Origin of the sequence: Phaeobacter sp. QD34_24, from assembly GCF_028890115.1 — a bacterium.
GTDB lineage: Bacteria > Pseudomonadota > Alphaproteobacteria > Rhodobacterales > Rhodobacteraceae > Phycobacter.
This window is the reverse complement of the sequence record NZ_JARCJD010000008.1, coordinates 73095-87548: the sequence shown is the minus strand read 5'-3', so window position 1 is coordinate 87548 and position 14454 is coordinate 73095. Positions and strand designations below refer to the sequence as shown.

At 62.9% G+C, this 14454-nt stretch carries 16 protein-coding genes; 11 read left to right on the top strand and 5 right to left on the bottom strand.

Annotated features, from left to right (window positions below; genetic code table 11):
- Window positions 1-4: 4 nt before the first annotated feature.
- The 5 genes from urtE to urtA all read right to left on the bottom strand — a co-directional run bounded on the left by urtE (window position 5) and on the right by urtA (window position 5982).
- Window positions 5-700 carry an urea ABC transporter ATP-binding subunit UrtE gene (gene urtE, locus PXK07_RS08475; protein WP_274847786.1) on the bottom strand — a complete coding sequence of 232 codons (696 nt, stop codon included), beginning with the start codon at window positions 698-700 and terminating at the stop codon, window positions 5-7.
- A gap of 3 nt (window positions 701-703) precedes the next feature.
- Window positions 704-1444 (bottom strand): urea ABC transporter ATP-binding protein UrtD, encoded by a 741-nt coding sequence (gene urtD, locus PXK07_RS08470; RefSeq protein WP_274847785.1) that lies wholly within the window; start codon window positions 1442-1444, stop codon window positions 704-706.
- Window positions 1441-2607 carry an urea ABC transporter permease subunit UrtC gene (gene urtC / locus PXK07_RS08465; protein WP_274847784.1) on the bottom strand — a complete coding sequence of 389 codons (1167 nt, stop codon included), beginning with the start codon at window positions 2605-2607 and terminating at the stop codon, window positions 1441-1443. Before urtC ends, urtD begins: the two co-directional genes overlap by 4 nt.
- A 3-nt stretch (window positions 2608-2610) precedes the next feature.
- On the bottom strand, window positions 2611-4575 hold the full coding sequence (urtB, locus tag PXK07_RS08460; protein WP_274847783.1) for an urea ABC transporter permease subunit UrtB: 1965 nt from the start codon (window positions 4573-4575) through the stop codon (window positions 2611-2613).
- A gap of 126 nt (window positions 4576-4701) precedes the next feature.
- Window positions 4702-5982: an urea ABC transporter substrate-binding protein gene (gene urtA / locus PXK07_RS08455; RefSeq protein ID WP_274847781.1), complete on the bottom strand. Its 1281-nt coding sequence runs from the start codon at window positions 5980-5982 to the stop codon at window positions 4702-4704.
- Window positions 5983-6536: 554 nt separating this feature from the next.
- Here urtA and PXK07_RS08450 point away from each other — a divergent pair.
- The 11 genes from PXK07_RS08450 (at window position 6537) to pgi (ending at window position 14436) form a co-directional block, all read left to right on the top strand.
- Window positions 6537-7241, top strand: coding sequence for an urease accessory protein UreD (locus PXK07_RS08450; RefSeq protein ID WP_274847780.1), 705 nt, complete (start codon window positions 6537-6539; stop codon window positions 7239-7241).
- A gap of 4 nt (window positions 7242-7245) precedes the next feature.
- Window positions 7246-7548: an urease subunit gamma gene (locus PXK07_RS08445; RefSeq protein WP_274847779.1), complete on the top strand. Its 303-nt coding sequence runs from the start codon at window positions 7246-7248 to the stop codon at window positions 7546-7548.
- Between the two features lie 21 nt (window positions 7549-7569).
- A complete protein-coding gene (locus tag PXK07_RS08440; protein WP_274847778.1) occupies window positions 7570-7743 on the top strand; it encodes a hypothetical protein in 174 nt (57 codons plus the stop codon).
- A complete protein-coding gene (locus PXK07_RS08435; RefSeq protein WP_274847777.1) occupies window positions 7740-8045 on the top strand; it encodes an urease subunit beta in 306 nt (101 codons plus the stop codon). Before PXK07_RS08440 ends, PXK07_RS08435 begins: the two co-directional genes overlap by 4 nt.
- A complete protein-coding gene (locus PXK07_RS08430; protein ID WP_274847776.1) occupies window positions 8042-8473 on the top strand; it encodes a lysozyme inhibitor LprI family protein in 432 nt (143 codons plus the stop codon). Before PXK07_RS08435 ends, PXK07_RS08430 begins: the two co-directional genes overlap by 4 nt.
- Window positions 8473-10209, top strand: a complete 1737-nt coding sequence (gene ureC / locus PXK07_RS08425) for an urease subunit alpha (protein ID WP_274847775.1) — start codon at window positions 8473-8475, stop codon at window positions 10207-10209. Before PXK07_RS08430 ends, ureC begins: the two co-directional genes overlap by 1 nt.
- Window positions 10210-10351: 142 nt before the next feature.
- Entirely contained in the window at window positions 10352-10591 is a 240-nt protein-coding gene (locus PXK07_RS08420) for a hypothetical protein (RefSeq protein ID WP_274847774.1), read from the top strand.
- Window positions 10592-10634: 43 nt separating this feature from the next.
- Window positions 10635-11213, top strand: a complete 579-nt coding sequence (gene ureE / locus PXK07_RS08415; RefSeq protein ID WP_274847773.1) for an urease accessory protein UreE — start codon at window positions 10635-10637, stop codon at window positions 11211-11213.
- Window positions 11203-11850, top strand: coding sequence for an urease accessory protein UreF (locus PXK07_RS08410; protein WP_274847772.1), 648 nt, complete (start codon window positions 11203-11205; stop codon window positions 11848-11850). The genes ureE and PXK07_RS08410 overlap by 11 nt, the downstream gene beginning before the upstream one ends.
- Entirely contained in the window at window positions 11847-12488 is a 642-nt protein-coding gene (ureG, locus tag PXK07_RS08405) for an urease accessory protein UreG (protein WP_274847771.1), read from the top strand. The genes PXK07_RS08410 and ureG overlap by 4 nt, the downstream gene beginning before the upstream one ends.
- A 331-nt stretch (window positions 12489-12819) precedes the next feature.
- Entirely contained in the window at window positions 12820-14436 is a 1617-nt protein-coding gene (gene pgi / locus PXK07_RS08400) for a glucose-6-phosphate isomerase (protein WP_274847770.1), read from the top strand.
- The last annotated feature ends 18 nt before the right edge of the window (window positions 14437-14454 follow it).

The window sequence follows — 14454 nt, the reverse complement described above, 5'->3', positions numbered from 1 at the left end:
GGGGTTAGACCGAAACGCCCTCCAGCAGCGCATCGCGTTCCACTTCGCCCTTGCGGCCCTCCAGCACCACCTCGCCCCGGCGCAGGACCACGAAACGGTCGGCCAGCTCATAGGCGAAATCGAAGAACTGTTCGACCAGGATGATCGCCATGTCACCCTGCGTGCGCAAGAGTTTGATGACCTCGCCGATCTGCTTGATGATATTGGGCTGGATGCCCTCGGTCGGCTCGTCCAGCACCAAGAGTTTCGGCTTGGTGATCAGGGCACGGGCGATGGCCAGCTGCTGTTGCTGTCCGCCGGACAGATCGCCCCCCCGCCGGGCCAGGAAGTCCTTCAGGATCGGGAACAGATCATAGATGTGATCGGGGATGTAATGTTCTTCCTTGGGCAGGCAGGCAAAGCCGGTCTCAAGGTTCTCCTTCACCGTCAAGAGCGGGAAGATATCGCGCCCCTGCGGCACATAGGCGATGCCTGCGCGGGCCAGCTGATGCGCGGGCACCACGCCGATCTCCTGCCCGTCGAACTGCATGGTTCCGCCCGATCGTGGATGGGTGCCGGTGACCGCCTTCATCAGGCTGGTCTTGCCAACTCCGTTGCAGCCCATCACGCAGGTGACCTCGCCCAGATCCGCCTGCATGGAGATCCCGTTCAGGATCCGGCTGCGGCCATAGTGGAGGGTGATATCTTTCAGATCCAGCATCGCTCAGCGCCCCAGGTAAACATCGATGACTTCGGGATTGGAGGTCACATGGTCCAATCCGCCTTCGGCCAGCACCGCGCCCTCGTGCAGCACCGTGACCTTGCAGTTGAGACGGCGCACGAACTCCATATCGTGCTCAACCACCACCACCGCGCGGGTCTTGGCGGCCTCGACCAGCAGGTCGGTGGTATGCTCGCGCTCCTCGGGCGTCATGCCCGCCGCCGGTTCATCGACCAGCAAAAGCCGCGGCTCCTGCGCCAGAAGCATGCCGATCTCGAGCCACTGTTTCTGCCCGTGGGACAGCTCTCCCGCGATGCGGTCAAGCTGATCCGAAAGACCGACCTCTGCCGCCAGTTCCTCGACCCGCGCATTATCCGCGCTTGAAGCACGAAACAGCAGCACCGCAATCACCCAGCGGTCCTTTTTCAGGGCCATCATCAGGTTGTCGCGCACGGTCTGGTCCTCGAACACCGTGGGTTTCTGGAACTTGCGACCGATCCCCTGCCGCGCGATCTGCGCCTCGTCCATGTCCAGGAGAGACACGGATTTCTCACCCCAGATCACCCGGCCCTCGTCGGGCCGTGTCTTGCCGGTGACGATATCCATGAAGGTGGTCTTGCCCGCCCCATTGGGGCCAATCACCGCGCGCAGCTCGGCCTCGGCGATCTGGAACGACAGGTTGTTGATCGCCTTGAACCCGTCAAAGCTGACGGAGACACCGGAGACTTCCAGAAGCGTGCTCATGTGCGGTCCTTTCGCGGCAGGAGGTCAAAGAGGCCGCCGATGCCTTTCGGCGCAAAGAGCGTCACCAGGACGAAGGACAGACCCAGGATCACCTGCCACCAGTCCACCCATTTGATGGTGTAGAACCCCAAGGGAATGTCAGGCGCCTGCCCGCCGGTGAACCAGGTGGAGACCAGCGAGACAAAGGCCGCGCCGATCACCGCGCCGTAAAGCCGCCCGCGCCCGCCAATGGCGACCCAGACCGCCAGATAGATCGAGGCGACCGGCGCCATTTCGGCCGGGTTGATGATGCCCGCCTGCGGATAATAGAGCGCGCCCGCGATGGCGGCGATACAGGCGGTGAGGGTGAAGACCGCGAGCTTGAAGGTCTCGACCGGGTAGCCAAGGAAACGCACGCGGGCCTCGTTGTCGCGGATGCCGCGGATGACCGAGCCGAACTTGCCCGAAACCACCCAGGCCGCCAGCATATAGCCAAGGCCCAAGGCCAGCGCCGAGGCCCAGAAGAACCACATGGAAACCTCGGACTGCGGCGCCTCCACCCCCGGCAGGTTCTGCAGGCCCGACAGACCGTTGTTGCCGCGCAGGCCGGAATCGTTCTGGAACAGGTAAAGCGCCAGCGCCAGTGTCATCGCCTGCGTCAGGATCGAGAGATACACGCCCGTCACCCGGCTGCGGAAGGCCAGCCAGCCAAAGATGGCCGCCAGAACGCCCGGCACCAGCACCACCAGCATCAGCTGCAGCACCAGACTGTCGGCAAACATCCAAACCACCGGGAATTCGCTGCTGCCCACCACGCCGAAGATCTGCGTGCCGATGGCATCGACCACCTCTGCCTCGGTCGGGGGGATGTCGCCCTGCGCCAGCGCGTCACTCACGATCAGGCGGGTGCGCTCATACATCAGCCACATGCCGATCATGTAACCGCCCAAGCCAAAGAAGGCGAAATGGCCCAGCGACAGGATACCGGTGTAGCCCCAGATCAGATCCATGGCGATGGCGATCAGGCACAGGCACAGGGTCTTGCCCAGCGTTTTCACAAAACTCGTGGGGATCAGCCCGGCCCCCGGTCCCTCGGCAAACACGGTCACCAAGAGGGTGAACAGCGCGAGGATCGAAAGGAAGACCAGAACCGATGGGTTCTTTGCAATGAATGACTGTCGCATGGATCAATCCCCCGCCGCACGGCCCTTGAGGGCGATGATCCCTCTGGGGCGGAACTGAATGAAGATGATGATGAAGATGATCATATAGGTCTGCGCCGCCAGCGTGTTGGACGGGTTCAGCCATTCGATCCCCTTTTGCAGGGAGCCGATCATCGCCGCACCGGCAAGGGTGCCGAAGATATTGCCGACACCGCCCACAACCACGGTCATGAAGCTTTGCACGATATAGTCTTGCCCCAGCTCCGAGGTGACTTTGGCGAAGAGACCGATGGCAACGCCCGCGATCCCGGCAATGCCCGATCCCAGACCAAAGGTCAGCATGTTCACCCGCCCCGGATTGATCCCCATGGAGGACGCCATGCGCGGGTTCTGCGTCACCGCGCGGGTCTCAAGCCCCAGCCGCGTGCGCCGCATGATGAAGAGGAACAGCGCCAGGAAGATCAGCGCCAGCACGAAAATCGCGATCCGGATATAGCTGATCGAGACCACATCGTTGATCACCCAGGCGCCATCCAGCCAGCCCGGCGCCGTCAGCGGGCGCGCCTGCGTTCCGAAGATGTTCTTCGCGAGCTGCTGTAGCGCGATGGAGATCCCGAAGGTCGCCAAGAGGGTCTCCAGCGGGCGGTTGTAGAGATGCCGGATCACCAGCCGCTCCATCGCGACACCAGCCGCGAATGTGACGCCAAAGGCCAGTGGAATGGCGACAAGGATCGACACCGTGTGGTTCGGGATCACCTGCTGCACCACGTAGCCTGTGTAGGCGCCCATCATGATGAACTCGCCATGGGCCATGTTGATGACCCCCATCAGGCCGAAGGTGATGGCAAGGCCGATCGCCGCCAGGAAATAGATCGAGGCGAGCGAGATAGCATCCAGACCCAGATCCACCGCCTGGTTGAGTGCAACCTTGGTGCCGATACGCTCCAGCGCCTGCCGCGCGGCATCGGTCACGGCACCAGATGGCTCGGCGTAGGTTTCGAAGAATACATAGCGGTTCAGGGCAATGGTGATGGCATCCTCACCCACGAAAGGCGGCACCTTTCCGTCCGAGGCAAGGCCCTCGTATACCTTCTCCCGGACCAGTTCGTTGGAAAGCTGCGCCACCGGAACACCTGCCACCCGGCCGCCCTCGATATTTGCTGCAAGGGCCTGACGCAGCGCATCCGGGGTGGTGCGTTTGGGCACATGACCTGCAGCAACCAGCATGTCATAGGCATCATTGCGGGACAGGCCCTCTTCGCCGGGGGTCAGGGTGCGGGCGATATTGCGGCCCTGTGGCACTTCCTTGGCCAGCTCTACGGTGACGGCCACCAGCGGATTGAGCGCCGCGCGCACATCGACGCTGAGGTCCCCGGACAGACCTTCGATGGCGGCGATCCGCTTTGCCTCATCCGCGCCATAGGCGATGGTCAACAGCAGGGCGAGCCGCGTCTTGCGGGCCTTCAGCGCCGGGTCTTTCTCGCCGTCGATCGAGGCACGCAGAGGTGCCAGCAGTTCGGCACCGGGTGCACGTTCAATGGCCAGCAGGGCCTCGGCCCGGGTGGCGGGATCCGGATCACTCAGCTGGAACTGCACCAGCGCGGTGGCGATCATCGCCCGCACGCCGCTATTGGGTTTCAGCTGTTTCAGATCACCCTTGTCATAATCTCCGACCACGGCGCCATCGTCCGGGTCGCTGAGGGCATAGCTGCGTTTGGCAACTTCCGCGCCGATGAAGAACAGACCGTCCTCCTTGCGTTGCCAGATCTCCTTGGCCTGCCAGGCCTCCAGGAAGCTCCGCGCCTGCGGCAGACCGCTGGAGGCGATACTGTCGATCACCGGCCCGATGGTCTTGCGCGAGCTTTTCTCGATCAGCGCGCGGTTGTCCTGCAAGAGCTGCTGCAGGGGGCCGCTGCCCGCCGGGGTCTGGGCAAGGCTGACCTGGCACGCGCAGATCAGCGCGAGGCAGGCAAGGAATAGTCGTTTCATGTCGTTGAGATCCGCCCTGAAAGTGATGCCCCCAAAGACTCCGCTCCGGCGTCCGGTCGAGGGCGTCAGCCGGGGCGGAGGCTATGAAAGCCCCCGCCGCGACCTTGGTCTTCTCGGTTCAGAAGATCAGTAGTTCGAAAGCGTCTGCACGCAGGTCTTGGTCTCGGTGTTGTACATACCGCAGCCCAGATCCTTCCAGTCGGACATCAGAACCGCCGATTCCGGCAGGAAGTCGGTCCATGCATCGCCCGGCACCGGCTCGGTTGCGGAGATGATGTCGAACTGGCCGTCTTCCTGGATCTCGCCGATCAGCACCGGCTTGGCCAGGTGGTGGTTCGGCAGCATCACGGCGGTGCCACCGGTGAGGTTCGGGAACTCCTGACCGTACATGGCGCTACGCACCGCATCCACGTCAGCCGTACCGGCGGCGGTCACCGCATTGGCCCACATGTTGAAGCCGATGTAATGCGCTTCCATCGGGTCATTGGTCACACGCTCTTCGCCCATGACCTCTTTCCACTTGGCAACGAAGGCCTCGTTGGCTTCGGTGTCAGCCGACTGGAAGTAGTTCCAGGCCGCCAGGTGGCCAACCAAGTTCGACGTATCCAGACCCGACAGTTCCTCTTCGCCGACCGAGAAGGCCACGACCGGGATGTCATCGGCGGAGATACCTGCCGCCGCCAGTTCCTTGTAGAAGCCGATGTTGGCGTCGCCGTTGATGGTGGAGATCACGCCGACCTTCTTGCCATCCGCGCCCAGCGCCACCACGTCGGCAACGATCTTGGACCAGTCGGAATGACCAAAGGGCGTGTAGTTCACGAAGATATCGCTTTCGGCGATGCCTTTGCCCTTGAGATAGCTTTCCAGGATGTTGTTGGTCGTGCGCGGATAGACATAGTCGGTGCCCAGCAGCGCGAATTTCTCGACGCCCAGTTCCTCAAGGAAGTAATCCGTCGCGGGGATCGCCTGCTGGTTGGGCGCGGCACCGGTGTAGAAGACGTTCTTGGAGCTTTCCTCGCCCTCATACTGGACGGGGTAGAACAGAAGGCCGTTCAGCTCTTCGATGACGGGCAGCACGGATTTGCGGCTGACGGAGGTCCAGTTGCCGAAGATCACGTCGACTTCATGCACGGTCAGCAGCTCGCGCGCCTTTTCGGCAAACAGCGGCCAGTCGGAAGCCGGGTCGACCACGACCGCTTCCAGCTCGCAGCCCAGCAGGCCGCCCTTTTCGTTCTGATCGGCCACCAGCATCAGCATGGTGTCCTTCAGCGTGGTTTCGGAAATCGCCATGGTGCCCGACAGCGAGTGCAGAACACCCACCTTGATGGTGCAATCGGCAGCAAGACCGGCACCGGCAGTCAGGCCCAGGGCCAGCACGCTGGCAGCGGTTTTCTTGAAAAAGCTCATTATTCCCTCCAAGCAGGGCATTCCTGTTCCGTCTCTTCTCTTGTCAGCCAAGAGCGGCGGTACTAGGTCAGCCCTGCAACTGTTGTTGCAAAACGTGTGGCGGTCTGATCGAGGTCCAATTCGTGTGGCCGCCACACTCCCAAGGCCCGCGCTTGCTCTCACTCAGATGAGGTCACACGGCCCGCAGTCAGGTTTCTGCAGCGCGGCAAGGTTGGCAAACCCTTGCACCGATCCCGGGGGGCGGAATCCTCGATTGCTGAAAAAGCGGGCGATCTTTTTGGGTTGAGGTCAATTTTCAGGCAGTCTTGCTGGCGAGACGCCCATCAAGCGCCTGCAAAATGGTCATTCCACCCCGCAAAGCGCACCCTCTTAGGCAAAGGCGAGAGTCGCATAGCGCCAGGGGAGTGCAAAAGATCACCGACGCCACCATCATATCGCAGCAAGACGCACGGCCGGTTTCGGCTGCCCAGCCGCGTGCCCGGGGCCGCGCGCGCGTCTGCGTTCACTATAAGGACGGCGCCGTGCGGTTGAAGGAGTTGCACCAGGCGGGTGCGATGAAACTGTTGTTCCCGCAGGGCCGCCCCCACCCGGAAGCTGTGATGGTCAATACCGCCGGCGGCATAACCGGCGGTGATCGCTTCGATATCGCGGCGGCGTCGCTGGCCGGGGGTAAGCTCACCATGACCACCCAGGCCGCCGAGCGCGCCTATCGGGCGCAACCGGGCGAGACGGGCCGCATGGAAACCTGCCTTGAGCTTGCCAGCGGTGCACAGCTCAACTGGCTGCCACAAGAGACCATCCTGTTCGAGGGATGCCGCTTTGCCCGCTCCCTAAAGGTCGAGATGGCCGCCGATTCCCGGTTCCTGATGGTGGAGCCGATCGTCTTTGGCCGCATGGCCATGGGGGAAGAGCTGCAGGATGCCGCCTTTAGCGACCGGGTCGAGATACGCCGGGATGGGCACCTCATCTATTATGACGGGGTGGACCTGGCGGGCGACATTGCCGCCACCCTGGACCGCCCCGCCGTCGCCGCAGGCGCGCGTGCCATGGCCGCCCTGGTGCTGGCCGCCCCCGATGCCGAAGCCTGGATCAAACCCTTGCGTGACATGCTGCCCGCCACCGGCGGCGTGTCGCTTGTTGCCGATGGCCTTTTGGTGCTGCGCCTGCTGGCGACAGACAGTTTCGAAATGCGCCAGAGCCTTGTTCCCATTCTTGACCGGCTGACCAAACACGGTCTGCCGCGCTGCTGGAGACTATGACGAGATGAACCTGACCCCCCGTGAAAAAGACAAGCTGCTGGTCGCCATGGCCGCCGAGGTTGCGCGCAAGCGCCTGGCCCGCGGCGTGAAGCTCAATCACCCAGAGGCGATCGCCCTCATTACCGATGCGGTGGTGGAAGGTGCCCGCGACGGGCGCTCGGTCGCCGAGATGATGGAGGCAGGCGCCGCTGTCGTCAGCCGTGACCAATGCATGGCGGGCGTGCCCGAGATGATCCACGAGGTTCAGGTCGAGGCGACCTTTCCCGATGGCACCAAGCTGGTGACCGTCCACAACCCCATTCGATAACCCCCCGACAGGAGACATGACATGAAACACCTGCCCGCTCTCGCATCCGCCATCACGCTCACCGCTGGTCCGGCCCTGGCCCATGGCGGGGCACACCTGCATCCGCACGGGGCGGAAAACTGGCTGCCCGTGATCCTTGCGGCGCTGACCGTCGGTGGTGCTGCGGCACTGGTCTACGTGCGGTCGCGCAAATGATCCCCGGAGAGATTTTCCCAGCCGCAGGTGATTTGTCCCTGAACGACAGCTCGGCGGCGATCACCCTGATGGTGGCCAATACCGGCGACCGTCCGGTGCAGGTCGGCAGCCACTACCATTTCGCCGAAACCAACTCCGCGCTTGATTTCGATCGGGAGGCGGCGCGCGGCATGCGTCTTGATATCGCCGCCGGCACCGCCGTGCGGTTCGAACCCGGCCAGCGCCGCGAGGTGCAACTGATCCCCATCGGCGGCGCCCGCAAAGTCTATGGCTTCAACCAGCAGATCATGGGTGATTTGTGAGAAAACCTTTCGTTGTTGCAGTGGTCGTGAGTGTTGCATCTGGCAGTGCCAGCGCCGAGCAGCGCGACTGCTCGAATCCCCAGACTCAGACGGATATGAACATCTGCGCCTACGAAGAATGGCAAAGGGCAGATCAAGATCTGAACCTCGCCTATCGGGCTGCCATTGAGAACGCGAGGATGCTGGACACGTCGCGCCATGGGCTGACCATGCAGCGTCGCGTTGGTGGCCAAACAGAGAACCTGAGCACCGAAGATGCTTTGCGACAGGCGCAACGAGCCTGGATCACGTTTCGCGACAATGCATGCCTTGCGGAAAGCGACATCGCCTTCGGCGGATCCCTGCAACCACTGCTCTATTCGGGCTGCTTCACTGATCTGACCGTGCAGCGTACCCATCAACTTCGTTCATTTGCGGAGACCAACTAATGCCTAAGACCATCTCCCGCGCCGATTATGCCGCCATGTATGGCCCCACCACCGGGGACCGGCTGCGGCTGGCCGATACCGATCTGATCATCGAGGTAGAGCGCGACCTCATCGCCGAGCGCGCAGGTGAAAACGCGCCCCTTTACGGGGAAGAGGTGAAATTCGGCGGCGGCAAGGTGATCCGCGACGGCATGGGGCAATCCCAGGCCACCCGCGCCGCAGGCGCCGTGGATACGGTGATCACCAATGCGCTGATCGTCGATCACACCGGCATCTACAAGGCGGATGTGGGCCTGAAGGACGGGCGCATCGCGAAGATCGGCAAGGCGGGCAACCCGGACACCCAGCCCGGCGTCGATATCATCGTCGGCCCCGGAACCGAGGCCATCGCGGGCGAGGGGCGGATCCTGACAGCGGGCGGCTTTGACAGCCACATCCATTACATCTGCCCGCAGCAGATCGAGGATGCGCTTCATTCGGGCCTCACCACCATGCTGGGCGGCGGCACCGGGCCGGCCCATGGGACATTGGCCACCACCTGCACCCCCGGTGCCTGGCACCTTGGCCGCATGATGCAGGCGGCAGATGCCTTCCCGATGAACCTGGCCTTTGCGGGCAAGGGCAACGCCTCGCTGCCCGCAGCCCTCGAGGAACAGATCCTTGGCGGCGCCTGCGCTCTGAAACTGCACGAGGATTGGGGCACTACGCCTGCCGCCATCGACTGCTGTCTTGGGGTGGCGGATGCGATGGACGTGCAGGTGATGATCCACACCGATACCCTGAACGAGAGCGGCTTTGTCGAACATACCGTCGCGGCGATGAAGGGCCGCACGATCCACGCCTTCCACACCGAGGGCGCCGGCGGCGGCCATGCCCCCGACATCATCAAGATCTGCGGCGAGCAGCACGTGCTGCCCTCCTCCACCAACCCGACGCGGCCCTTTACCGTCAACACTATCGAGGAACACCTCGACATGCTGATGGTCTGTCACCACCTCGACAAATCCATCCCCGAGGATGTCGCCTTTGCCGAAAGCCGGATCCGCCGCGAGACCATCGCCGCCGAGGATATCCTGCACGACATGGGCGCCTTTTCGATCATCGCATCCGACAGCCAGGCCATGGGCCGGGTCGGCGAGGTGCTGATCCGCACCTGGCAGACCGCCGACAAGATGAAGAAACAGCGCGGCCGCCTGGCCGAGGAGACCGGCGAGAACGACAACTTCCGCGTCCGCCGCTATATCGCAAAATACACCATCAACCCGGCCATCGCCCATGGCATCTCTCACGAGATCGGCAGCATCGAGGAAGGCAAACGCGCCGATCTGGTGTTGTGGAACCCGGCATTTTTCGGGGTGAAGCCCGAGATGGTGCTGATGGCGGGCACCATCGTCTGCGCCCAGATGGGTGATCCCAATGCCTCGATCCCCACCCCGCAACCAGTCTATTCGCGGCCCATGTGGGGGGCCTATGGTCGATCCGTGGAAAACTCTGCCGTGACCTTTGTATCTGAGGCGGCCCAGGCCAGCGGATTGCGCGACAAGCTGGGGCTGGCGAAACAGACCGTCGCCGTCAAAGGCACTCGCGACATCGGCAAATCCGATCTGCAACTGAACAGTGCGACCCCCGAGATCGAGGTCAACCCGGAGACCTACGAGGTACGCGCGGATGGCGAATTGCTCACCTGCCAGCCTGCCCAGGAACTGCCGATGGCGCAGCGCTACTTTTTATACTGAGGAGCACAAATAATGAGCATTTTCAGAAAGTTGCACCAGATGCATGGCAGCCATTCCAACAGCGACCTAGCTGGGTCAGCATTTGTGTCCTATCTTCAAGGTCAATGGGAGGAGTTCACAACTGAAACAGGAGTGACCTCCAATGGCATATACAACACATCACACCGCACCGGCCGCATCAGCCAGCGCAGTCTCCGTCCTGAAGATCCTGGCGAAACCCTTTGTGGTGATCGGCAACGGATTGATCGCCATGGGCGAAGCCAACGACCGCAGCCGCAAGGTACGAACCCTGATGGCCCTGAGCGACGCCGAACTGGCAGAGCGCGGTCTCAAGCGCGACGAGATCGTCCAGCACGTCTTCTCGGACGTCTACTACATCTGAGCCGCACAGCCGCGGACCGAACAATGCTACGCGGGGGGCTGTCATGACCGCCCCCACGCAGCTTCATCGCCTGATTGCCCGGCACTATCACGGGCACGCTCATAAGCCAGAACCGCAAGACTGGGTTCTGCTGGATTACGAGGCGCGCTTTCTGCGCCGCAAGGTGCTGACCACCCAAGGCGGCGCCCGCCTGCTGGTGGATCTGCCACAGACGACCTCGCTCGACCACAATGGCGTTCTGGTGCTGGAAGACGGTGGCGAAATCGCTGTCGTCGCCGCCCCCGAAGAACTGCTTGAAATCACCTCGGATGAAGAGGGAGAGCTGGTGCGCCTGGCCTGGCATATCGGCAACCGCCACACCCCCTGCCAGATTTCGCCGCAGCGGCTGCTGATCCAGCGCGATCACGTGATCCGCGCCATGTTGGAACAGCTTGGCGCCAGGGTGACCGAGGTCACCGAGCCCTTCACGCCTGAAGGCGGAGCCTATGGTCACGGGCGCACCCATTCGCACGATCACGGCCATACGCACAGTCCTGAGCACGGGCATGATCACGGGCACGGGCATTCACACGATCACGACCATAATCACGACCATGCGGCGGGGCACGGCCATGAGCATTGAACCTGGCGCCGTCCTTTTGATGCAGTGGCTGTCACCGGCCTATCCTGTGGGCGCCTTTGCCTATTCCCACGGGCTGGAGGCGGCCTGCGCTGCAGGTCAGGTCACCGATGGGAGGACGCTGAGCGATTGGCTGGGCGATCTCCTGCTTTATGGCGCGGGACGCACAGATCCGATCCTGCTGGCCTGCGCCTATCGGGCCGGGGATGAGGCCACGGTGGCGCAGGTGGACGCAAGATCGCGTGCCTTTGCGCCCTCGCGCGAACGGCTGGCCGAAACCGTGAATCAAGGCCGGGCCTTCTGCCAGACCACCGCCGGGGTCTGGGGGCATGACCTTCCGGATCTGACCTATCCGGTGGCGGTGGGGCGGGCCGCACGGCTGCATGGGCTGTCGCTTGACCTGACCCTGCAGATGTATGTCCATGCTTTCGTGTCGAACCTGGTGGCTGCGGCGCAACGTCTTTTACCGGTCGGTCAGCTTGAGGGGCAGCGAGTGCTGACGGATCTGGCTCCGCTCATTCGAGAGGCGGCGCAGAACGCGCTGGATAGAGATCTGACAGCGCTGGCCGGAGCAAGCTTTGCCTCGGACATTGCATCGATGCATCATGAAACCCAGTATTCGAGGATCTTTCGCTCATGAGCAGTTTCAACGGACCCCTTCGCGTTGGCATCGGCGGGCCGGTCGGCGCCGGGAAAACCACCCTGACGGCGCAGCTGGCACGCGCGCTGTCGCGGCATCACTCGATCGGGGTGATCACCAATGACATCTACACCCAGGAAGACGCCGAGGCGCTGATGCGAATGCAGGTGCTGCCGCAGGACCGGGTGATCGGGGTCGAAACCGGCGGTTGTCCCCACACGGCCATCCGCGAGGATGCCTCGATCAACCTGGCTGCCGTGGCCGAGATGCAGGCGCGCCATGCGGATCTTGAGATCGTGCTGATCGAAAGCGGTGGTGACAACCTGTCGGCCACCTTCAGCCCGGAACTGGCCGATGTGACGCTCTATGTGATCGATGTGGCGGCGGGCGAGGAGATCCCACGCAAGGGTGGCCCGGCGATCACACGATCGGACCTTCTGATCATCAACAAGACCGACCTTGCGCCTCATGTGGGCGCCTCGCTTGACGTGATGGAACGGGACGCTGCCCGGATGCGGGGGGCGCTTCCCTTTGTCTTCACCAGCCTGCGCCACGGCAAGGGCGTCCCGGAAGTCGTCACCCATCTGTGCAACATCGGCGGCGTCGATTCCCCGGCTGTTTTGCAAGCCACCGCATGACCGAGGTGCATCCGGCAGATGCTCCCGCGCCTGAACCCAGCTTTGAAAAGCTGCCTTCCGACTTGGGCCCGGCGCCGCGCTTCGCGCGGCGCCGGGCCCAACCGTGAGGAGGTATCCCATTGGATACCCCGCAACGGGCGGGAGCCCTGGCCTGCTGTGCAAGACCGCTGCTTTCTGCCTCACCGAATTGACGCACGTACGACGTCCTGAAATAACTCGGCTAAATCTATTGCGCGTTCCCGGATTTAAGACTACCAAAGTTAGCGCTAACAAGCCCGGTTCGGAACATGCCGCAATATCCTGGCCAGCCAATTGTAAGGAAACCGTTGGAATGAGCGATATCTGGGCACACCTGGCCCGACACCGAGCCGAGACAGCCGACACAGCTCTGTTGTCCCTGTTCGATGACGATACACGTTTCGAAGACTTCTCTGCCGAAAGCGACGGTCTCCTGCTGGACTATTCAAAGACCAGCCTGGATCGTACCGCGCTTGAACTGCTGGTCCAACTGGCGGAACATTCCGACCTGACCGACCGGATCGCGGCGATGTTCCGGGGGGACCGGATCAATCAAACCGAAAACCGCGCCGTGCTGCACACGGCCCTGCGCGCCCAGGGCGACGCGGCGATCATGGTCGATGGTCAGGACGTCATGCCTGCAGTCCGGCAGACCCTGGCCCGAATGGAAGAGTTTGCCGAAGCGCTGCGCAACGGCAGCCTCACCTCCGCTACCGGCGCGCAGTTCACCGATGTGGTCAATATCGGCATTGGCGGCTCTAACCTGGGACCGGTGATGGCCACCCTAGCGCTGGCTCCCTATCACGACGGGCCGCGCTGCCATTTCGTCTCCAACGTCGATGGCGCCCATATCCGCGATACGCTGAAAGACCTGAAGCCCGAAACCACGCTGATCGTCATCGCCTCCAAGACCTTCACAACGGTCGAGACCATGGCCAACGCCGCCGCCGCCATGACCTGGCTGCAGGCCGCGGTGGGTGACGGGGCACAGAAACATCTGGCGGCTGTCTCAACCGCCCAGGACAAGACCGCCGCCTTTGGCGTCCTGCCCGAACGCGTTTTCGGCTTTGCCGATTGGGTGGGGGGGCGCTACTCCATGTGGGGGCCAATCGGGCTACCGATCCTGATCGCCGTTGGACCTCGGAACTTTCGCGCCCTTCTCAGCGGCGCTGCGGCCATGGATGCGCATTTCCGCTCGGCGCCGCTTGCGCAGAACCTGCCGGTGCTGCTGGGGCTGACCGGGATCTGGCACACCAACATCTGCGGCTATGACAGCCGCGCGGTGCTGCCCTACGAACAGCGCCTCGCCCGCCTGCCCGCCTATCTCCAGCAGCTGGACATGGAAAGCAACGGCAAGGGCGTCACCCTGGAGGGTGAGGCGCTCACCCGCAACTCCGGCCCGATCGTCTGGGGGGAGCCGGGCACCAATGGTCAGCACGCCTTCTATCAACTGTTGCACCAGGGCAGCCACGTGGTGCCGACAGAATTCCTGATCGGTGCCGAAGGACATGAACCAAATCTGGCCCATCAACACCGCATGCTGATGGCCAATTGCCTGGCGCAATCCGAAGCGCTGATGCGGGGCCGCAGCCCTGAAGACGCCCGCGCCCTGGCAGCGCAACGCGGCTTTGCGGGCGCGGAACTGGAGCGGATGGCGGGCCATTTGACCTTCCCAGGCAACCGTCCCTCTGTCACCATCGTCTATGACAAGCTGACGCCATTCGTTCTGGGGCAGATCATTGCGCTTTATGAGCACCGGGTGTTCACCGAAGGGGTGATCTGGGGGATCAACTCCTTCGACCAATGGGGGGTGGAGCTGGGCAAGGAGCTGGCTCTGAGCCTGCTGCCGATGGTCGAGGGCGCAGACAGTGCTGGCAAGGATGGCTCTACCCGGGGTCTCTTGTCGCAACTCACCCGCAAAACGGGCTGACCGCAAAACGGCCTTCAT